Annotated in this window: 22 protein-coding genes; 7 read left to right on the forward strand and 15 right to left on the reverse strand. The window is 68.2% G+C overall.

Annotated features, from left to right (window positions below; all coding sequences use genetic code 11):
• Positions 1-9: 9 nt before the first annotated feature.
• The 4 genes from ACSQ2G_RS07500 to ftsY form a co-directional block, all read right to left on the reverse strand.
• A complete protein-coding gene (locus ACSQ2G_RS07500; protein ID WP_018061233.1) occupies positions 10-120 on the reverse strand; it encodes a hypothetical protein in 111 nt (36 codons plus the stop codon).
• Between the two features lie 785 nt (positions 121-905).
• Positions 906-1,481, reverse strand: coding sequence for a MarR family winged helix-turn-helix transcriptional regulator (locus tag ACSQ2G_RS07505; protein WP_436029620.1), 576 nt, complete (start codon positions 1,479-1,481; stop codon positions 906-908).
• Positions 1,482-1,568: 87 nt separating this feature from the next.
• Positions 1,569-2,207: an inner membrane-spanning protein YciB gene (locus tag ACSQ2G_RS07510; RefSeq protein ID WP_436029622.1), complete on the reverse strand. Its 639-nt coding sequence runs from the start codon at positions 2,205-2,207 to the stop codon at positions 1,569-1,571.
• 3 nt (positions 2,208-2,210) lie between these two features.
• Positions 2,211-3,152 carry a signal recognition particle-docking protein FtsY gene (ftsY, locus tag ACSQ2G_RS07515; protein WP_163233351.1) on the reverse strand — a complete coding sequence of 314 codons (942 nt, stop codon included), beginning with the start codon at positions 3,150-3,152 and terminating at the stop codon, positions 2,211-2,213.
• Between the two features lie 115 nt (positions 3,153-3,267).
• On the opposite strand from ftsY, the gene ACSQ2G_RS07520 reads away from it, so the two are divergent.
• Positions 3,268-3,900, forward strand: coding sequence for a trimeric intracellular cation channel family protein (locus ACSQ2G_RS07520; protein WP_436029624.1), 633 nt, complete (start codon positions 3,268-3,270; stop codon positions 3,898-3,900).
• On the opposite strand, the gene ACSQ2G_RS07525 is transcribed toward ACSQ2G_RS07520, so the two are convergent.
• On the reverse strand, positions 3,897-4,274 hold the full coding sequence (locus ACSQ2G_RS07525) for a helix-turn-helix domain-containing protein (protein WP_436029626.1): 378 nt from the start codon (positions 4,272-4,274) through the stop codon (positions 3,897-3,899). The two genes, ACSQ2G_RS07520 and ACSQ2G_RS07525, sit on opposite strands and share 4 nt — an antisense overlap.
• 176 nt (positions 4,275-4,450) lie before the next feature.
• Between ACSQ2G_RS07525 and ACSQ2G_RS07530 the strand changes: the two genes are divergently transcribed.
• Positions 4,451-4,843, forward strand: coding sequence for a thermonuclease family protein (locus ACSQ2G_RS07530; protein ID WP_436029627.1), 393 nt, complete (start codon positions 4,451-4,453; stop codon positions 4,841-4,843).
• A gap of 7 nt (positions 4,844-4,850) precedes the next feature.
• On the opposite strand, the gene ACSQ2G_RS07535 is transcribed toward ACSQ2G_RS07530, so the two are convergent.
• The 6 genes from ACSQ2G_RS07535 to dapF are packed head-to-tail and all read right to left on the reverse strand — an operon-like array spanning position 4,851 to position 10,336.
• Positions 4,851-5,291, reverse strand: a complete 441-nt coding sequence (locus tag ACSQ2G_RS07535; RefSeq protein WP_436029629.1) for a GFA family protein — start codon at positions 5,289-5,291, stop codon at positions 4,851-4,853.
• A gap of 9 nt (positions 5,292-5,300) precedes the next feature.
• On the reverse strand, positions 5,301-6,380 hold the full coding sequence (locus ACSQ2G_RS07540) for an endonuclease/exonuclease/phosphatase family protein (protein ID WP_436029630.1): 1,080 nt from the start codon (positions 6,378-6,380) through the stop codon (positions 5,301-5,303).
• Between the two features lie 2 nt (positions 6,381-6,382).
• Entirely contained in the window at positions 6,383-7,714 is a 1,332-nt protein-coding gene (mtaB, locus tag ACSQ2G_RS07545) for a tRNA (N(6)-L-threonylcarbamoyladenosine(37)-C(2))-methylthiotransferase MtaB (protein WP_436029632.1), read from the reverse strand.
• Complete coding sequence (lepB, locus tag ACSQ2G_RS07550) at positions 7,711-8,658, reverse strand: signal peptidase I (RefSeq protein ID WP_436029634.1); 948 nt, start codon at positions 8,656-8,658, stop codon at positions 7,711-7,713. The genes mtaB and lepB overlap by 4 nt, the downstream gene beginning before the upstream one ends.
• A complete protein-coding gene (locus ACSQ2G_RS07555) occupies positions 8,655-9,569 on the reverse strand; it encodes an SDR family NAD(P)-dependent oxidoreductase (protein WP_436029636.1) in 915 nt (304 codons plus the stop codon). Before ACSQ2G_RS07555 ends, lepB begins: the two co-directional genes overlap by 4 nt.
• Positions 9,482-10,336, reverse strand: a complete 855-nt coding sequence (gene dapF / locus ACSQ2G_RS07560) for a diaminopimelate epimerase (RefSeq protein ID WP_436029638.1) — start codon at positions 10,334-10,336, stop codon at positions 9,482-9,484. The genes ACSQ2G_RS07555 and dapF overlap by 88 nt, the downstream gene beginning before the upstream one ends.
• A 217-nt stretch (positions 10,337-10,553) precedes the next feature.
• Here dapF and ACSQ2G_RS07565 point away from each other — a divergent pair, with 217 nt between their 5' ends.
• The gene (locus ACSQ2G_RS07565; RefSeq protein ID WP_436029640.1) at positions 10,554-12,695 is read left to right on the forward strand and encodes a prolyl oligopeptidase family serine peptidase; all 2,142 of its coding nucleotides are present in this window, start codon (positions 10,554-10,556) and stop codon (positions 12,693-12,695) included.
• A 119-nt stretch (positions 12,696-12,814) separates the two neighbouring features.
• On the forward strand, positions 12,815-13,897 hold the full coding sequence (locus ACSQ2G_RS07570) for a GNAT family N-acetyltransferase (RefSeq protein WP_436029642.1): 1,083 nt from the start codon (positions 12,815-12,817) through the stop codon (positions 13,895-13,897).
• A gap of 10 nt (positions 13,898-13,907) precedes the next feature.
• Here ACSQ2G_RS07570 and ACSQ2G_RS07575 read toward each other — a convergent pair whose 3' ends face one another.
• The 4 genes from ACSQ2G_RS07575 to ACSQ2G_RS07590 form a co-directional block, all read right to left on the reverse strand.
• Entirely contained in the window at positions 13,908-14,054 is a 147-nt protein-coding gene (locus tag ACSQ2G_RS07575) for a hypothetical protein (RefSeq protein ID WP_436029644.1), read from the reverse strand.
• A gap of 122 nt (positions 14,055-14,176) precedes the next feature.
• Positions 14,177-14,515 carry a DUF2218 domain-containing protein gene (locus ACSQ2G_RS07580; protein WP_436029646.1) on the reverse strand — a complete coding sequence of 113 codons (339 nt, stop codon included), beginning with the start codon at positions 14,513-14,515 and terminating at the stop codon, positions 14,177-14,179.
• 5 nt (positions 14,516-14,520) lie between these two features.
• A complete protein-coding gene (locus ACSQ2G_RS07585; protein ID WP_436029648.1) occupies positions 14,521-15,096 on the reverse strand; it encodes a PadR family transcriptional regulator in 576 nt (191 codons plus the stop codon).
• Positions 15,097-15,242: 146 nt separating this feature from the next.
• Positions 15,243-17,378 (reverse strand): M3 family metallopeptidase, encoded by a 2,136-nt coding sequence (locus ACSQ2G_RS07590; RefSeq protein ID WP_436029650.1) that lies wholly within the window; start codon positions 17,376-17,378, stop codon positions 15,243-15,245.
• A gap of 230 nt (positions 17,379-17,608) precedes the next feature.
• Between ACSQ2G_RS07590 and ACSQ2G_RS07595 the strand changes: the two genes are divergently transcribed.
• From ACSQ2G_RS07595 to ACSQ2G_RS07605, 3 genes are all read left to right on the forward strand, one after another.
• Entirely contained in the window at positions 17,609-18,460 is an 852-nt protein-coding gene (locus ACSQ2G_RS07595) for a glutamate racemase (protein WP_436029652.1), read from the forward strand.
• A gap of 140 nt (positions 18,461-18,600) precedes the next feature.
• Positions 18,601-18,951, forward strand: a complete 351-nt coding sequence (locus ACSQ2G_RS07600; RefSeq protein WP_436029654.1) for a type II toxin-antitoxin system PemK/MazF family toxin — start codon at positions 18,601-18,603, stop codon at positions 18,949-18,951.
• A 158-nt stretch (positions 18,952-19,109) separates the two neighbouring features.
• The gene (locus ACSQ2G_RS07605) at positions 19,110-19,652 is read left to right on the forward strand and encodes an SRPBCC family protein (RefSeq protein WP_436029656.1); all 543 of its coding nucleotides are present in this window, start codon (positions 19,110-19,112) and stop codon (positions 19,650-19,652) included.
• Positions 19,653-19,658 lie beyond the last annotated feature (6 nt).

Genomic DNA, 19,658 nt, shown 5'->3' on the forward strand with positions numbered 1-19,658 from the left:
GGAATGGTCCTACTTCTTGCCCGGCGTGACGATGAACGGCGACACCGAGGCCGGGGCCGTCTTCTTGTCGGCCTTCGGTTTGCGGACTTCCTTGTTGGACTTCTTCTGACCCTTGGCCATGGCGGCTCCTGCCGGGACGCTCGCGCGCCGGGGAGATCCAGCGGGCCGAGCCGCCCTTTCGGCGTGAGGTGTTCCTTAGGGCTTCGCCGCCGCGCCACCTAGGCCTTTCGAGGTCTCGGCCGGGGCGAACCCCTCCCCATGCTTCGCGCGTCGCAAGAAAAGCTTAAGAAAATCAATGCATTGAAAATTCTCGACCCGATTTGATCCTCACCCCTCCAGGCCGGCCCCATACTCATCCTCGCCCTGTCGCAGGGGAGGACGTCCGGCCGGCGACCTCGACGTGCGGCGGGGGCGGTCGAGCGGGAAGCGTCCGCCGGCCGGCGTCGAAGGCCCTTCGGGTCGGTCGGCGGAGCGTGGGGGTCCTGGATAGGGCCTCGGGCGGTCCGGACCGGACGGCGGGAACACCCCTTCGGGGCCGAACGGCGAAGCGCACCAGGCGCGGGCTGAAATCGCCCGCGCGGTCCGGAGGGTTTGCCGACCTTCCGCCCGCCGGGGGCCTCCATCGGAGCGGGTTAAAAATCCGCGACCCGAAGGCTTCTGGAAAACGCGCCGCGCGGAGCGCCCGTGACGTGTCGAAACGGTACTCTCCAAAACCCTACACCGGGCATGGCCCGGACGCTCCGCCGCCTCCCCAGCCCTCAGCGGGTCTCCGCCTGAGGCCGCCTCCGCATGCCCCCTCCGGCCCTCCGGGCCACCTCCCCCAGAGGGGGAGGATCTAGTCAGCGCTAAGATGCTCCCCCTCTGGGGGAGCTGTCGCGAAGCGACTGAGGGGGCTTTCCTCCCGATCAGGCCGCCTTCTTGGCCGCCTTTTCCTTCTTGGGCTTCTTGTCCTTCTTGCCATGGCCGGCTTTCTCCACCTTGGCGGCCTTGGGCTTCTTGCCCTTGGCCTCGGGCTCGGCGTGGACGTCGGAGACGGCCATGTCGGCCAGCAGCTCCAGGAAACCCTCACGCTTGCTGGGCTTGAGCAAGGCGAGAATGCGGGCGTCGGCCATCGCCACCTTGGGGCGGCTCTCCTCCAGCACCGCGGCGCCGGCCGGGGTCAGGCTGACGGTGTTGGCGCGGGCGTCCTGGTCGGAGCGCTGGCGCTCCAGGTGGCCCTTGGTGATCATCCGGGCGACCATGTCGGCCAGGGTGGAGCGGTCGATGCCGGTGGCCCGGACCAGGCCGGTCTGGGTGACGCCCTCGTTCTCGGCCACGGCGGCCAGGACGGCGTATTGGCGCTGGGTGATGCCGCCCGACCCGCTTTCCTCGGCATAGATGTCGAGGGCCAGTTGCAGGACGCGGTGCAGCAGGTGGCTGGGCGAGCGGGCCAGGACCCCGCCGTGTTCGCCGCCCTTGGTGTCGCCCTTGGTCTTGGCCATGGTCCGTCGTCCCTCTTTTCCGCCGACGGAGCTTTCAGTACCACGCTTACACGTCGTTTTGACGACAGATGGTCCGTGGGCGGCGGGTTATCCGGCCTCCGGGTCCGCGCCGGGCTCCTTCGGCGCCTTGTCCTGATCGCCGTCGTGCATATGCTTCATCATGAACGGCACCTGGGTCAGCGAGAACAGGATCATCAGGACCGCCAGGCCCGGGAACTTGAACCACACCCACACCGCGTCGGACTGGGTCCGCCAGACCGCCTCGTTGACGCCGGCCAGGACCAGGAAGCAGGCGCCGTAGCGGATGGTCAGCGTCCGCCAGGCGGCGTCGGACAGGTGCATCGCCTCGCCCAGCAGCACCTTCAGCGGATTCTTGCGCAGCGCCACGCCGCCGAACAGGAAGCCGGCATAGGCGACGTTGAGCACGGTCGGCTTGATCTTCAGCAGGCGCGGATCATGGAACACCAGGGCCAGGCCGCCGAACACCAGGGCGCCCAGGCCGGCGATCAGCGGCATCGGCGCCAGGCGGCGCTCGACGGCGAAGCCGAACGCCAGGGCGATCGCCGAGGCGGCCACCAGCACCCAGGTCGCGGCGGTGATGCTGCGGGTGATCAGGAAGCTGACCAGGAAGGCCAGCAGCGGCCCATAGTCGACCGCGTGGCGGATCCAGGCGGACCGCTTGGCGGTGGCGTTCGGGACGGGGGGCGGCGTTTCGGGCGTGCTCATCACCTAGTCCTCCAGGCCCACCAGCGAACGGGAGAAGGCGCGAGCGTCGAACGGCTGCAGGTCGTCGACCCCCTCGCCGACGCCGATCAGCTTGATCGGGCTGTCGGAGGCCCGGGCCACCGGCACCAGCACCCCGCCCCGCGCGGTGCCGTCCAGCTTGGTCATCACGATGCCGGACACGCCCACCTGGTTGCCGAAGATCTTCTCCTGGGCCAGGGCGTTGCGACCGACCGTGGCGTCCAGCACCAACAGCGTCTCGTGCGGGGCGTCGGGGTCGACCTTCTTGAGCACGCGGATCACTTTCAGCAGCTCGTCCATCAGGCCCTGCTTGTTCTGCAGCCGGCCGGCGGTGTCGATCAGCACGACGTCGTGGCCCTCGGCCTTGGCGCGCTCGACGGCCTCGTAGGCCAGGGCGGCGGCGTCGGCGCCGGGCGGCCGCGACATGAAGTCGGCCCCGGCCCGGTCGGCCCAGACCTTCAGCTGCTCGACGGCGGCGGCGCGGAAGGTGTCGCCGGCGGCGATCAGCACCTTGGCGTTCTTGCCCGCCAGGTCCGAGGCGATCTTGCCCAGGGTGGTGGTCTTGCCCGAGCCGTTGACCCCGATGAACAGCACCACATAGGGCTTGGGCCCCGACAGCGGGTCGAACACGCCCTCGCGGTCGGCCAGCTCGGCGGCGACCAGCTCGGCCAGGGCCTCCTTGACCTCGGTCTCGGTCGACGACTTGCCGAACCGGGCCTTGCCGAAGGCGTCGGTGATGCGGGCGGCGATCTGCGGGCCCAGGTCGGCCTCGATCAGCATCTCCTCCAGCTGGTCCAGCTGCTCCTGGTCCAGCGGCTTCTTGGTGAAGGCCCCGGTGACCTGCTCGGTCATCTGCTGGGACGACCGGGCCAGGCCGGAGGTCAGGCGCTGGAACCAGCCTTTTTTCTGCTCGGGCTTTTCGCTCATGGCGTTCCTTTAGAGCGTGGCGGCTGAAAGTGTGAGCGGTTTCAGCGTCCGCCACGCGCCAATAAATAGGGATGGAGCTCGGGACAGGCTCCATCGGCCGTGGCATGAAACGCCGATGGACGCGCTTTCGACCACGCTCTTCTGGCTGGATTACGCCGCCGTCGCCGTGTTCGGGGCGACCGGGGCGCTGGCGGCCGCCCGCCGCAAGCACGACATCATCACCTTCGGCTTCTTCGCGGCCATCACCGGGGTGGGCGGCGGCACGCTGCGCGACCTGCTGATCGGCGCGCCGGTGTTCTGGGTCCAGAGGCCCGGCTACGTCATGGTCTGCCTGGCCGCGGCGGTGGCGGTCTGGTTGCTGGGCAAGCGCGGCTGGCGGTTCCGGGCCCTGCTGTGGCTGGACGCCCTGGGCATGGCCGCCTACGCCGTGGTCGGCACGGCCAAGGCGCTGAGCCTGCACGTCCATCCGTTCACGGCGGTGATGATGGGGGTGCTGACCACCGCGTTCGGCGGGGTGATCCGCGACGTGCTGGCCGAGGAGCCCAACCTGCTGCTTCGCCGCGAGATCTACATCACCGCCGCCCTGCTGGGCGCGGCGGTGTTCGCGGGCCTGACCCTGCTGCACGTCGGCTTCTGGCCCGCCGGGATCGCCGGCTTCGCCGCCGCCTTCGGCCTGCGGGCCTGCGCCCTGAAGCTGGGCTGGAGCCTGCCGGGCTTCGCGGGCGGCGAGGACGCTCCCAGGCCTTAGGCCGCTTCGGGCTCGGCGATCAGGGCCTGCGCCGGAACGCCCCAGACTTTCGACAGCAGCCGGATCTGAGGCAGGGTCAGCTCCCGGCGGCCATTGAGGATTTCGGAGGCCCGGGACCGCGAGCCCAGCAAATCAGCGAAGTCCGATTGGCTCAGGCCCCGACGGTCCATGGCGAAGCGGATCGCCTCGACCGGACCGATCCTCGGCAAGGGGAAATGCTCCTGCTCGTACTTGGCCAGCAGCAGACCCAGCAACTCAAACCGGTCGCCGTCGTCGCTGCCGGCTTCGGGCTCATTGTCGAAATAGGCTTCGAACGCGGCCAGGGCCTCGGCGTAGCCGGCCTCGTCGCGGATGATGCTGATCTTCAGTTCCATCACACCACCTCCGGATCGATCTTGTCATGGTTTGCGGGCGTGCCGATGAACTTTACCGAACCTGCACGCATCGCGTTAACGCAACGGACATAATCCCGATATAGTAGTAATCCTTGAGAAAATTCAAGCGGTTAAGGCGATGATACGGTTTTCCCGGCACAGCCTGGGAGATCATGATGCCGTTCCGCCCTATCCTGCTGGCGAGCCTTCTGCTCGCCCTGCCCGTCAGCGCCCTGGCCGACCCCTGCGTCGCGCCGCTGCCCGGTCCCTCGACCACCTTCAGCGGCGTTGTCCGCTATATCGGCGACGGCGACAGTCTTTGCGTCAGCCGAAGCTCCGATCCCCAGACCTGGATCGAGGTGCGGCTCGGCGATTTCTCGGCCCCCGAACTGCACGACGCCGGCGGGGCGCGGGCGAAGGCCATGCTCAAGGCCCTGACCTACGGCCAATACCTGGTCTGCCGGGCCGGACGGCAGTCCTACGACCGGGTGGTGGCCCGTTGCCAGCTGAACGGCGCGGGGGTCGGCGACCTGCTGCGCCGGAACGGGGCGGTCGAGGGCGGCAATTAAGCCGGGATCAGGTGTCGTGGTCTGGGTGTTGCCGGCTGACCACCGGCCCCGACGGCCCCAGAGGCGGCCGCACCGGCATGTCGGCCAGGTGGTCCATCCAGGCCGGACGCCCCTCGACGGCCAACTGCACCGTCGGCTCGACCCGCGAGGGATCGTCGAAGGCGAACACCGCCAGGTCGATCTGGTCGGCGCTCCATTCGAAGGTCAGGGGCGTGCCGCAGGCGGCGCAGAAGCCGCGCCGGACCGTGTCCGAGCTCTGGAAGCGCAACGGCGCGCCCCGCGTCCAGGCCAGGTCGGCGACCTTGACGGTGATCAAGGCCCCGAACGGCCCGGCGAAGGCCTTCTGGCACATGCGGCAATGGCAGATCGAGGCGCGGCCGGGCTCGCCCTCGACCCGGAAACGCACCGCGCCGCACTGGCAGCCGCCGGTCAGGGGAAGGTCGGACATGGCAAGACCTCAGGGCTGGTGCGGCGGGACCGACAGGGTCGGGATCGGCGTCAGGCGGAAGGTGACCTCATAGGCGTCATGGTCGGACAGCACCGGCCCGCCCGTCGCCGAGCCGTCGAACCGGGCCTCGACCTGGACCGGCCGGATCGCCACCTTGTCGCCCGGCTTGAAGCCGATCAGGTCCTGGGTGTCCAGCCACGGGGCGTCGCCGTCGGCCGAGATCTTGGCGTCGCAGCTCCGCGGCGCCTGGAAGCACACCTGGCTGACCACCTCGAACGGATAGCGCTGCATCACATAGTCATAGCGGTCCGGCGCGTGCATGACGTTGAAGTCGCCGCCGACGATCAGGGGCGCGCCAGGCGTGCGGTCGCTCTCCATGAAGTGGCCCAGCTCCTCGGCCTGCAGATGGTGGGCCATGCGGTTGCGGTTGCGCGGCACGCCGGACGCGCCCTTGGAATTGAGGTGTGTGTCGGCGATCTCGACCGGCGTCGGCAGGCCCGGCACGTCCAGGCTGACCAGCATCACGCCCTTGTTGGCCAGGCAGTCCAGGCCCGCGCAGTAGCGATAGGCGTGCGACTTGACCCAGTTGATCGGATGGTCGCTCAGCACCCACAGGCCGCTGGAGCCCCACTTGCCCCAGCCCTCGCCCTTGCGGCGGTACTTCACCCGCTTGTAGCGCGGGCGGTCGTCCTTGCTGAACGGGTTGGCGTCGCGCTGCCGCTTGCGCGGTCCCCGGGCGACGTGCGGATAGCCGCTCAGTGCGATCAGGTCGCGGACCTCGTCGCGGAAGCCCTCCTGCAGCAGGACGACGTCGGGCTGCAGCCCCTTCTCGCGCAGGGCGGCCAGCTGGCGGCCGATGGCCTTCAGCTTGGAGCCGCGCCCAGATCGCACCGGCCAGGGCAGGCCCTCGACATTGTAGGTCATCACGCTGAGTTCGACCGGCTGCATCGGGCCGACCGGATGGAAGGCGGCGGGCGGGGTGTCCTCGGTTTTCGGCTCCGGAAGCGGCGCGGCCTCCTGGGCGCGCGCCGAGGCGCCGAACGACAGGGTCGCGACCAGGGCGGCGGTCAGGACGAGGCGGTCGAGCATGCTCAGGCGGTGAGCTCCGCGATCACGCGCGTCCCGTCGTGCCCGACCACCCGGAAGGCGGCGATCTCTCCCTGGGGCGCGGGGCCTTCGAAGGCGATTTCGGTGAAGTCCTCGGCCCGGGCCACGCCCTCGCGCTCGACTAGGCCCGACAGCGTCCGGCCCAGCTGGCGCTGCAGGTGCCGTTCGAGCCCGGCCTGGCCGGCCTCGCGCAGACGGCGGGCGCGGTCCTTGATCACCGGCCCCTTGACGGGCGGCATCCGCGCCGCCGGCGTGCCGGGGCGGGCGCTGTAGGGGAAGACGTGCAGGAAGGCCAGGCCCGCCTCCTCGACCAGCTTCAGGGTGTTCTCGAAGGCCGCGTCGCTCTCGGTCGGGAAGCCGGCGATCAGGTCGGCGCCGAAGGCGGTGTCGGGGCGCACGCGGCGAACCTCCGACACCAGCTTCAGGGCGTCCTCGCGGCTGTGACGGCGCTTCATGCGCTTGAGGATCATGTTGTCCCCGGCCTGGAGCGACAGGTGCAGATAGGGCATCAGCCGCGGCTCGGTCTCGAGCAGCTTGAACAGGTCCGGGTCGATCTCGGCCGCGTCGATCGACGACAGGCGCAGGCGCGGCAGGTCGGGGACCAGCTTGAGGATCCGGGCGACCAGTTGGCCCAGGGTCGGCTGGCCGGGCAGGTCGGCGCCCCAGGAGGTGACGTCGACGCCGGTCAGCACGACCTCGCGATAGCCCTCGGCCGACAGGCGGCGGACCTGCTCGACGACCTCGCCGGCCGGGGCCGAGCGCGAATTGCCCCGGCCGTAGGGGATGATGCAGAAGGTGCAGCGGTGGTCGCAGCCGTTCTGGACCTCGACATAGGCCCGCGCGCGATCCTTCAGGCCGGCGATCAGGTGACCGGCGGTCTCCTTGATCGACATGATGTCGTTGACCCGCACGCGGGTGGAGGTGTCGAGCAGGGCCCCCGGCGCGGCCTTCTCGGCGTTGCCCAGCACCAGGTCCACTTCCGGCATGGCGGCGAAGGCGGCCGGGTCGATCTGGGCGGCGCAGCCGGTGACGATCAGCCGGGCGTCGGGCCGCTCGCGGCGGGCCTTGCGGATCGCCTGGCGGGCCTGGCGCACGGCCTCGTTGGTCACCGCGCAGGTGTTGAACACCACCGCGTCCGCCAGGCCGTCGGCCGAGGCGCGGGCCCGGATGGCCTCGGACTCGTAGGCGTTCAGCCGGCAACCGAAGGTGACGACATCGACGCCGTCCGGTCCCGACATCGTCGTCGCCGGCCCGCCCTCTTCACCGATGGCGGGCTTGGGCGTCGGGGGCCTGGAGATGAGCGTGTAGGTCGTCACGGCCTCAACCCCACGCGAGCGGCGTTGGACGATTGCAGAACCTTGGTCACCACGCCGCAGACGTCCTTCTGGGCGAATGGACCCTGGGTTCGGGAGTCGAGGCTGTTGTCGCGATTGTCGCCCAACGCGAACCAGGCGTTGGCGGGAACGGTGAGCGGGCCGAAGTCATCGAACTCGCCATCTGGCGCCAGATCGAGGGTTTCATAGCTGCGTCCGCCTGGCAGGGTCTCGCGATAGACCTGGCCGCTGGGCGAGTAACCGCCGTCGGCGATCGGCAGGCTACGTTCCTCGGATTGACGGGTCACGACATGGCCGTCGATGCTCAGCACACCGGCGCGCAGAGCCACGATCTGGCCGCCCCCGGCCACGATCCGCTTGACGAAACGCACCTTGCCGATGCGATGGATGACGACGTCGCCCACGGCCGGCTTGATCGAGCCGCACAATGCCCGCCCGCCGTACACGCCCAGGACATCGCCCTGGCTCAGAGTCGGGTTCATTGACGCAGAGGGGATCGTGTAGACGGACAGCGGAAAGAACAGACGCAACCCCAGCCCGATCAAAAGTGGCGTCACAGCGAACAGCACGTGGACCAGGACATTGGGCCGCTTGGCGGCCACGCCCGCCGTCCGAGCTCGCCAGGCGATCCAGCCGGCGTGCACCGCCGCCGCCACGTTCAGGATCCAGATCGGACCGACATTGGATGCATCGTCCGCCCAGCGATAGACGCCCGGCGGCATGTGGAACGTCCAACCCAGCGCCGCCAAGGTCGCAACGATCAGCAGGGCCAGAAAACCCAGCGCCAGACGCATGCGGCCAACGAATACGTACCCCGCTGGCGGAAGCAGCAGGTTCAGAACGACCGCGCAGACAACGCCGCGACGCGACGGTCGCTTGGCCAAGGCTTCGTCGATCTGTGGGGAAGAGAAAACGGCTTCGGTCACGGCCGGTCCACGAACGCGGCGAAGGCGTCCTTCCAGTCCGGATGCCAGCGCGACAGGGCCGGGCGGTTGTCGATGACGTCGCCCATGGCCCAGGCCATGCGCTTTTCGTCCAGCGACCGCGGCACGTCGTTGTCGGGGCACAGGATGTAGAAGTCGCCGCGGGCGATGCTGTCGAGCATGAACTGCACGGTCTGCTCGGGCGTCCAGGCTCCCGCCGGCTTGTCGGTCCCGCGCCGGGTCATGCCGGTATGGACGAAGCCGGGGATCAGCAGGCGGGCGTCGACCTGGCAGTCGATGATCTCGCGCAGGCTATGCGCCAGCCCTTCAGTCAGGGCCTTCACCGCCGACTTGCTGACGTTGTAGGCGGTATTGCCCGGCGGCTGGGTGATCCCTTGTTTGGAGCCGGTGTTGATGATCAGGCCGGGACGGCCGCTGGCCGCCATCTCCTCGCCGATCAGCTGGACGCCGTTGATCACGCCCCACAGGTTGACGTCCAGCACCCGCTTCCACGGGTCCTCGCCCGAGAAGGCGTCGCCCCCGCCACCGACCCCGGCGTTGTTCATCAGCACGTCGATCGCGCCGAACCGCTCGACGGCGGCGTCGCGCAGGGCCTGGACGGCGGCGCGGTCGGCGACATCGGTCGGCACGGCCAAGGCCTTATCGCCGATCGCGTCGGCGGCCTTCTTCAGGGCCCGGCCCATGATGTCGGCCATGACCACGTTCATGCCGAGGTCGGCGAAGGCCCGGGCGGCGGCCAGGCCGATGCCGTCGGCCGCGCCGGTGATCACCGCCGTCTTGCCCGGTCCAATGGCGGGGTGGACGGTCATGCAGCCGCGCGCTCCGGCAGCTTGCCAACGAACTCCATGGTCACCGGACCGGTCATGATCACGTGGCCGTCGGCCTCGCGCCATTCGACGGTCAAGGCGCCGCTTTCGAACTCGACCTTGGCCGTGCGATCGGTCAGGCCGCGCCGCACGGCGGCCACCTGGGCCGCGCAGGCGCCGGTGCCGCAGGCCGTCGTCAGGCCCGCGCCGCGCTCCCAGACCTTCAGCTGGATATGGTCGCGAGCGGCGACGTGGGCGAAGCCGACATTGACGCCTTCCGGGAACAGCGGGTGGTGCTCGACGAGGCTTCCCGTGCCCGTGGCGAACGCGTCGTCGACTGGGGCGTCGACGAAGAACACCACGTGCGGATTGCCCATCGAGACGCAGCCGGGCGTGTGGACCAGCGGCGCGTCGATCGGGCCGACCTGCAGCTCGATCCCGACCGTATCCATCTCTTCGGCCAGAGGGATCTCGTCCCAGACCAGGCCCGGCTGGCCCATGTCGACGGTGACCAGCTTGTCGCCGGCCATCACGCCCGACAGCCGTCCGGCCACCGTGTCGAAGGCCACCGCGTCCTTCTTGCCCGACTGCATCAGCAGCCAGGCCACGCAGCGCGTACCGTTGCCGCAGGCCCCGATCTCCTCACCGTCCGAGTTCCAGAACCGCACATAGGCGCTGGCGCCCTCGGCCCTGGGCGGGTCGATGGCGATCACCTGGTCGCAGCCGATCCCGCCCTCATCCCGTTTGGCGATGGCGCGGATGTCCTCAGCCGTCGGATTGAAGGGCTGGGTCAGGGTCTCGATCACGACGAAGTCGTTGCCGAGGCCGTTCATCTTGAGAAAGGTGCGGCTCATGGTGGGGCTATATAGTGGAAAACCTCGGCCGAGTCAGAGGCCGGGCCCAACTGCGGCGATTTGAGCTTGGGTTTTCGTGCGGAAGGGGTTGAGGGCGTGATCAGGACGGTCGCGAGGCTCAAGCCATCTGGCGCCGGCCTTCTTTTACGATACCGTCGCGCAAAGGCCCCGCTTGCCTGCAGCGGGCCACCTGTCACGACAGCCGCCGGATCCCTAGATGCGTAGCCTGCTTCTCGCCCTCCTCGCCTCCACGAGCCTCATGACCGCAGCCCAAGCCGCCGACCCCGCTCCGCCCGCCGATACCGAAGCCCGCACGCCGCTGGCCGACCTGGGCAAGGACGATCCCTACAAATGGATGGAGGAGATCGAGGGCGAGCGGCCGCTGGCCTGGGCCAAGGCGCAGAACACGCGCAGCCTGGCGATCCTGCAGGGCGACGCCCGCTACGCCGGTCTCCAGGCCCAGGCCCTGGCGATCCTCAACGCCAAGGACCGGGTGCCGAGCGTGTCGTTCGCCGGCGACGGATCCCTGCGCAACTTCTGGCAGGACGCCGACCATGTGCGCGGCCTGTGGCGCAAGACCACGCTGGACAGCTACCGCACGGCCGAGCCCCAGTGGGAGACGATCCTCGACATCGACGCCCTATCCAAGGCCGAGAGCGCCAACTGGGTGTTCAAGGGCGCCAGCTGCCTGCCGCCCGAAGAGACCCGCTGCCTGCTGACCCTGTCGAACGGCGGCAAGGACGCGGTGACGATCCGCGAGTTCGACACCACGACCAAGGCGTTCGTGCCCGGCGGCTTCAGCCTGCCCGAGGGCAAGCAGAACGTCGCCTGGCTGGACAAGGACACCCTGTTGGTCGCCCGCGAATGGGAGCCGGGCCAGGTGACCAAGTCCAGCTATCCCTATGTGGTCAAGGCGCTGAAGCGCGGCCAGGCCCTGGCGGACGCCAAGGAGGTGTTCCGCGGCACGCCGGACGACGTCTCGGCCTCGGCCTACACCCTGACCGACGCCGACGGAAACGTCGTGGCCGTCCTGGCCAATCGCGGGGTCAGCTTCTTCGAGGCAGAAACTTACCTGCTGACCGACGCCAGCCCCGTGAAGCTGCCCCTGCCGCTGAAGCACTCGATCCAGGCCTATGTGGCCGGCCAGATGGTCGTATCGTTGGAGCAGGACTGGTCCGAGCGCGGTTTCAAGACCGGCGATCTGATCAGCTTCGACCTGGCCGCTTTCAAGGCCGACCCGGCCAAGGCCGCGGCGACCCTGGTCCTGCGTCCCACCGCCAAGCAATCGGTGGAGAGCGTCACCACCACCCGCGACCGGCTGGTGGTCGGCCTGCTGGACAACGTCACCGGCGCGGCCCTGGTCTACCGCCACGGTCCGCAGGGCTGGGCGCACCAGAAGCTGGCCCTGCCGGCCAATTCGACGATCGGGCTGGGCTCGGCCTCGCAGAAGGACGACCGCCTGTTCGTCAGCGTCACCGGCTATCTGACGCCCTCGACCTACTGGCTGGCCGACGCCGCCTCGCTGAAGCTGGAGCAGGTCAAGGCCTCGCCAGCCCGCTTCGACGCCTCGACCCACGCGGTCGAGCAGTTCGAGGCGACCTCCAGCGACGGCGTGAAGATCCCCTACTTCGTCGTGCGGCCCAAGGGCGTGAAGTACGACGGCACGGCCCCGACCCTGCTCTACGCCTATGGCGGCTTCCAGGTGTCGATGACCCCGGCCTATTCAGGGGTGATGGGCAAGCTGTGGCTGGAGCGCGGCGGGACCTATGTGGTCGCCAACATCCGCGGCGGCGGCGAGTTCGGTCCCGCCTGGCACGACGCGGCCCTGAAGGAAAACCGGCAGAAGGCCTATAACGACTTCTTCGCCGTCTCCCAGGACCTGATCGACCGCAAGATCACCTCGCCCCGCCGCCTGGGGATTATGGGCGGCAGCAACGGCGGGCTGCTGATGGGCGTGGCCCTGACCCAGCGGCCCGAGCTCTACAACGCCATCGTCGTGCAGGTGCCGCTGTTCGACATGATCCGCTACAGCCAGATCGGGGCCGGGGCCTCGTGGGTGGGCGAATATGGCGACCCGGCCATCCCGTCCGAACGGGCGGTGATCGCCAAGTACGACCCCTATTCCAACCTCAGGACCGGCCGGAAATATCCCGAGGTGTTCATCGAGACCTCGACCAAGGACGACCGCGTCCACCCGGCCCACGCCCGCAAGGCCGCCGCGCGGCTGGAGGACCTGGGCTATCCGGTGCTCTATTACGAGAACATCGACGGCGGCCACGCGGCCAGCGCCAACCTGGCCGAGACCGCCCGCCGACAGGCGCTGGAATATGTCTATCTGTCGAGGAAGCTGATGGACTGAGGCGCTCGCGCTTCGAAGAACGTCGATCTTCGAGACGTAAACCCTCGTTCAATCTATCCGCGTCAAGGTGGCGTCGAATATCCGGCCGCACGTTCGGCCCGAGCCGGATCGAGGTTGCCTTGAAGATCGACGTCTTCCCCGCCCTGGAACTGCCCGAGGAGGTCCGCTCGGCCTGGTCGACCGCCCAGGCCGGCGAGACGCGCTTCGACAGCCCGTTCCTGTCGCCGCTGTGGGCCCAGGCCGTGGCGCGGGCGCGGGGCCCCGCCAACAGCACCAAGGTCGTCGTCCAGTACGACAAGGCCGGCGACCCGGCCGCCTTCCTGGCGGTGCGCAAGCGCGGCTCGACCGCCATGCCGGTCGGCGCGCCGATGAGCGACTACCAGGCCCTGGTGACCCGTGACGGGTTTCGGGCCGACCCCCGCGCCATGCTGCAGGCCCTGGGTGTCTCGCGCTATGATTTCTGCCACATGCAGGCTCAGGACCCGGCCTTCCAGGGCCACGCCCGCGGCCAGTGCGTTTCCTGGGTGATCGAGGTCGCCGACGGCTACGCCGCCTATGAGGCCGAGCGCAAGGCCGCCGGCGTCGGCGCGCTGAAGGACATCGACAAGAAGCGCCGCAAGGTCGAGCGCGAGGTGGGCCCGACCCGGTTCACCGCCTTGTCGGACTCCCGCGCCGATTTCGAACAGTTGATCGCCTGGAAGCGCGCCCAGCTGGCGGCCACCGGCCAGACCGACCTGTTCCGCACCGGCTGGGTCATGCGGCTGATGGATGACCTGCTGGAGACCCGTGACCCGGCGTTCGGCGGCGGTCTCTATACCTTGCACCTGGGCGACGAGCTGGCGGCCGTGCATTTCCATCTGCGGGGCGGCGGCACGATCCATGGCTGGATGATCGCCCACGACCCGAAGTTCGAGCGCTATTCGCCCGGCCTGCTGCTGTTCCAGGACATCCTCAGGAGCCTGGATGGCGGCCCCTACAAGCGTCTCGACCTCGGGGCCGGCGACTATCGCTTCAAGCGCGAGCTGTCGAACCACCAGCAGGCCGTGATGTTCGGGTTCCTGGGCGCGCCGTCGGTCTCGACACTGGCCCGCACGGCGATCTATGGCCTGCGCGGCATGGCCGAGGCCCTGCCGCTGGGGCCCGTGTCGGCCTTGCCGGGCAAGGCGATGCGCCGGATCGACTTGCTGCGCGGCCTGCGTTAAGGCCCTGGATTCAAGAATTTAGAGCGCGAACGATCAAGACGATCACGCCGCACCACAGGGCGAGGCTGGCGGCGGAAACCAGCAAAAGCCAGCCAAGCCGGTTCGAACGGCCGCCCTGGCGCGCCTGGTTGGGCGCGCCGCGGATCACATGACCCATGGCTTCCTCCCGAAAAGGCTCTCTACTGGAGCTCGAGTCAGGGGAACCCTCGTTCCAGGACACGCACAAGTCAAGCTTGATCATCTGTCCCAGAAATGGTCTCGAACACGTGGCGCTCGAAGCTAGGGCGAGACCCGGTTGATCCGCAGGGCCGGCGGGTCGATGCAGCCCGCCTCCCAGGCCCGCGTCCAGCCCAGCCGCTTGACCGGTTCGCGGAAGGCGAAGCGCAGCAGGTGCTCGGCGACCACGTCCTCCAGCCGCGCCAGGGCCTCCAGGTCGACGGCCTCGATCGTGACGTCCAGGCCTTCGGGGTCGGCCAGCATGCTGCAGGTCCCCAGCGGCAGCGGGATCAGGGCCGAGACCTCGTCGTGCGTCGCCTCGAACCGATGAGCCCAGTGCTTGGCCAGCTGGATCATGTAGCGCGCGCCGCGGTCGGTGTTCAGTCGGGCATGGCTCTGCATGAGGGTCAGACTCCTTCGATGGCGGCGGCCGCGTCGTCCATGATCTTGGCGATCGCCGCGACCTGCTCGGGGGTCAGCGAGCCGGAGGTCAGCTTCAGGCGCAGGGCGGTCTTGAGGTTCTCGCGGGCCCGCATGATCTGCGGCGAGAAGGCGGCGCTCTGGGCGGCAGCCTCGGCCATGCGGGCGAACAGGCCGTGGACCGGCTGGCTGTTGGCCTCGAGGAAGGCCCGACCCTCGTCGGTGATCGTGTAGAGCTTCTTGCCGCCGCCGGCGTCGGCCGCGGTGACGTAGCCCAGCTCCTCCAGCAAGGTCAGGGTCGGATAGATCACGCCGGGGCTGGGGGTATAGGCGCCGCCGGCGGCGGTCTCGACGGCCTTGATCAGTTCGTAGCCGTGACTGGGCTTTTCGGCGATCAGCTTCAGTACGACCAGGCGCAGGTCGCCGTGATCGAAGAACCGGCCCATGCGGCCGCCGCGACGATGATGACCTTCGTGGCCATGGAAGCCGAACGGATGGCGGCCGAAGGGCGCGCCGTGATGACCGCCGTGGTGGCCGGGATGGTGGGGATGACGTCCAAACATGTGAGATTTCGATCCTGTTTCGTTATATCGAACTTACAGATATATCGGATTGCCTGAACGTCAAGAGTGGTTTTAGATATATCTGAAACGGATCGTACCATGTCTGGGGACAGGCGCATGCGCCTGTCCCCGATCGTTGTGTCGCCCTACGTCCCCGGCGGGACCGGGAAGCCGCGGTTGCGCATCAGGGCGCCGATCTTCACGTCGCGGCCGCGGAACCGACGGAAGGCCTCGCCCGCGTCGATGGTGTTGCCCACGCTCATGATGTCGTCGTGCAGGCGCTTGGCCACCGTCTTGTCGTAGAAGCCGCCCGGCGCCTGCTCGAAGGCCTCGGCGGCGTCGGCGGTCAGGGTGTCGGCCCAGATGTAGTCGTAATAGCCGGCCGAATAGCCCTCGCCGGAGAAGATGTGCCCGAACTGGGTGGGCCGGTGGCGCATGACGATCTCGGGCGGCATGCCGATCTCGGCCATGGTCGTCTGTTCGAACGCGGCCGGGTCGATGGCCTGGCCTTTAGCCGCCAGGTGGATCTTCATGTCGTAGATCGCCGAGGCCAGGTATTCGACCGTCGAGAAGCCCTGGTTGAAGGTCTTGGCCTTCTCGATCTTGGCCACCAGTTCGTCGGGGATCGGTTGGCCGGTCTGGTAGTGCACGGCGAACCGGCTGAGGACCGGCTTGGTCGGCAGCCAGTGCTCGTTCAGCTGGCTGGGGAACTCGACGAAGTCGCGAGCCACGTTGGTGCCGGCCAGGGCGGGATAGGTCACGTCAGAGTTCAACCCGTGAAGGGCGTGGCCGAACTCGTGGAACATGGTCGTGGCGTCGTCCCACGAGATCAGCACCGGCTCGCCGGGCTTGCCCTTCACGAAGTTGCAGTTGTTGGAGACGATCGGGGTGACCACGCCCCGGAACTTCTCCTGGGTGCGGTACTCGCTCATCCAGGCGCCCGACTGCTTGCCGGCCCGGGCGTAGGGGTCGAAGTACCATAGGCCTACGCGCTGGGCGCCCTTGGTCACCTCCCAGACGCGGACGTCCGGATGGCAGACGGGCACGTCGGTGATCTGGGTGAAGGTGAAGCCGTACAGCTGGCCGGCCGCCCAGTGAATGGCCTCGCGCAGCTTCTCCAACTGCAGGTAAGGTTTGACCACGTTCTGGTCGAGATCGTAGCGCGCCTTGCGCACCTTTTCGGCGTAGTGGCGATAGTCCCAGGGGGCGATCTTGAAGGTCGCGCCTTCGGCGTCGGCGACCTTCTGCATGTCGGCGACCTCCTCGTGGACGCGAGCCACGGCGGGCTTCCAGACCTGCATCATCAGGTCCATGGCCGCCTGGGGCGTCTTGGCCATCTGGTCGTCGGTGATCCAGTGGGCGTAGGTTTCGAAGCCCAGCAGTTGGGCCTTCTCGGCCCGCAGCTTGAGGATCTCGGTGATCACCGCCTTGTTGTCGTGCGCGTCGTTGTTGTCGCCACGCGACACCCACAGCCGCCAACCCTTCTCGCGCAGGTCGCGGCGGTCGGAATAGACGAGGAAAGGCTCCATCGACGAGCGGGTGTTGGTGATCAGCCACTTGCCCGTCAGGCCCTTCTCCGCCGCGGCGGCCGCCGCGCCGGCCTTCACCGAGTCCGGCAGGCCGGCCAGGTCGCCCTCGGCCAGTTCCAGGGTGTAGCCTTCCTCGTCGGCCAGCTCGTTTTGGCTGAACTTGGTATAGAGGCTGGCCAGGGCCTGATTGATCTGGCCCAGGCGCGCCTTCTTGGCGGCGTCCAGCGCCGCGCCCTGGCGGGCGAAGCTGTTGTAGACCACCCAGGACAGGCGCTTCTGCTCGGGGGTCAGGTTCGAGGTCTCGCGGGCGTCGTAGACGGCCTTGATACGGGAAAACAGTTGCTCGTTCTGGATGATCTCGTCGCTGAAAGCCGCCAGCTTCGGCGTGGTCTCGGCCTCGACCTTCTGCATGGCCGCGTCGTTCATGGTCGAGGTGAACACCCCGAACAGGGCGCTGACCCGGTTCAGGGTCCGCCCGGAGTCCTGGAAGGCGGCCATGACCCCCTCGAAGGTCGGCGCCATGCGCTTGGCGGTCAGGGCGAAGATCTCCTGCCGCTGCTGCGCCATCGCCGCCTCGAAGGCCGAGGCGAACAGCTCGGGCTTGACCTTGTCCAGCGGCGGCAGGCCGCCGTGCGGACCCGTCCATGGGGCCAGCAGGGGATTGGACGGAGGGGCGGCGGGCGTGGCGGCTTTGGTGATCATGGGCGTCAGGGCGGCCGCGCTGGCGGCGGCGAGGAAGGAACGGCGCTTCACGGCGGTCTCCAAGGGAACGAACCTGGACCCTAGAGCGCCGCGTGGCTGCGACGTAAGCGCTTTCATGCGGAATTCGTCCCGCCGATCGTGAATTTTGCGACAGAATTCCCGTGAGGGCTGGCTTGGGAGAGGCGCGTTCGTGCGCGAAACGCCGCCCCTGCACGTAGCCTGCGCGAAAATCTCAAGGGCGGCGCGTGGACGGTTCGGCAAGAGCGCGGTAAGCCCAGTCCATGTCCATCGGCGTCTTCGACTCCGGCGTGGGCGGCCTCACGGTCCACCGCGCCCTCGTGAACCGTCTGCCCCAGGCGGACTTCGTCTATCTCGCCGACCAGGCCAACGCCCCCTATGGCGGCCGGCCCGGCGAGGAGGTCGTCGCCCTGACCAGGGGCGGCTGCGAGCGCCTGTTCGACGCCGGCGCCAGCCTGGTGGTTCTGGCCTGCAACACCGCCTCGGCCATCGCCCTGCGTCGTCTGCAGCAGACCTGGTTGCCCGGCTATCGCAAGCAGCTCGGTCGATCGATCAACGTGCTGGGCATCATCGTGCCGACGATCGAGGCGGCCACCGGCTTGCCGTGGGAGCACGAGGCCGAGCGGCGCGGCGACAAGGTCGAGCAGCTGGACGTGCTGGGCGTGTTCTCCACCCAGGGGACGACCAATTCGCGCGTCTACGAGATCGAGATCGACAAGCGCAAGCAGGACATCGCGGTGTTTTCGCAAGCCTGTCCGGACCTCGTGCCGATGATCGAGGCCGACGCCGGCGCCGTGGACCTGGCCAAGGCGGTCGAGGGCTATGTCCAGGCGCTGAAGACCCGCATCGGCCGTTATCCGGACCGGGCCGTGCTGGGCTGCACCCATTACGAGATCATCGCCGACATCTTCCGCACCGCCCTGCCGGCCGGCACGCCGGTGATCCACCAGCCGGCCGCGACCGCCGACGCGCTGGAGCTGTACCTGCAACGCCATCCGGAGCTCACCCCCGGGACCGGCGGCTCGCGCCAGTTCCTGACCACCGGCGCGCCCGGTCCGCAGAACGGCCTGGTGGAGAGCTTCTGGGGCGGACCGCTGCGGTTCGAGGCGGCTTAGGATCAACGCTTGCCTAAACTAAACGCCGATCCTTAGAGTTGCGGATCACCTAAGAGGAACAGCGTGGCGATTAGAGAGCATCCGCCAATCGGTTCATTATTGATGTGTGTGACTTCGGCTCCGGATTTCGTGAACCCGAAATGGTCAAACGTCGCCCGGTCATCGTCATCAGCCCGAAAATCCTTGCGCGCCCGGGACTTTGTACAGTCGTTTCCCTGAGCACTACGGCGCCCACCCCGCCTCAGAGCTATAACTGCCAGATCGATATCCGCCCCGAATTGCCGGATTGGATGCGTAGCGACGGTGTTTGGGTAAAGGGAGATATGATTTCCAGCGTCGCGTTCCATCGCCTTGATTTCATTCGGCTTGGGAAAGCCGCGGATGGTCGCCGACAATACTATTACTCGAGAATAAACCGGGAGGACATCAGTCGGGTCCGGGCTTGCGTTCTACATGGAATCGGGCTCGCACACTTGACTAAACACCTCTGACGACGTATATTCAGCTTCGTAAGCGGCTCTCGCTTCGGCGATCCGCGTCTAAGACCCCACCCGGGGCCGTCGTGAGCTGTGGCGACATCAAGCCATTTCACGACGCAGATCCACCCCGCTCCGGCGGGGTTTTTTGCGCCCGCAACCAGGGTGAAGCCATGAAGCGCCTTCTCACCGCCCTCGCGCTGGTCCTGACCGCCGCGACCGCCGTCGCGCCCGAAGCAAGGGCCGAAGTCGTCGACGCCCAGCCCAACGGCTTCCAGGTCAAGCGCACGGCGGTGCTGAACGCCCAGGCCGACAAGGTCTACGCAGCGCTCTCCCAACCGTCGCAATGGTGGAACAAGGACCACACCTGGTCGGGTTCGGCCGCCAACCTGTCCCTGGCCCCGATGGCGGGCGGCTGCTTCTGCGAGAAGCTGCCGAACGGCGGCTCGGTGATGCACATGACCGTGGTCTACGCCCAGCCCGGCCAGGGCCTGCGGCTGTCCGGCGCCCTGGGGCCGCTGCAGATGTCCGGCGCGACCGGACACCTGGGCTGGACCCTGGCGGAGAAGGACGGCAAGACCACCCTGACCCAGACCTACGACGTCGGCGGCTACATGACCGGCGGGCTCGACAAGATCGCGCCGGTCGTCGACCAGGTGCTGGGCGAGCAGTTCGACCGGCTGAAGGTCTATGTCGAGACGGGCAAGGCCCCGTAGCCGCCT

The organism is Caulobacter sp. LjRoot300 (assembly GCF_964253875.1).
Lineage (GTDB): Bacteria > Pseudomonadota > Alphaproteobacteria > Caulobacterales > Caulobacteraceae > Caulobacter.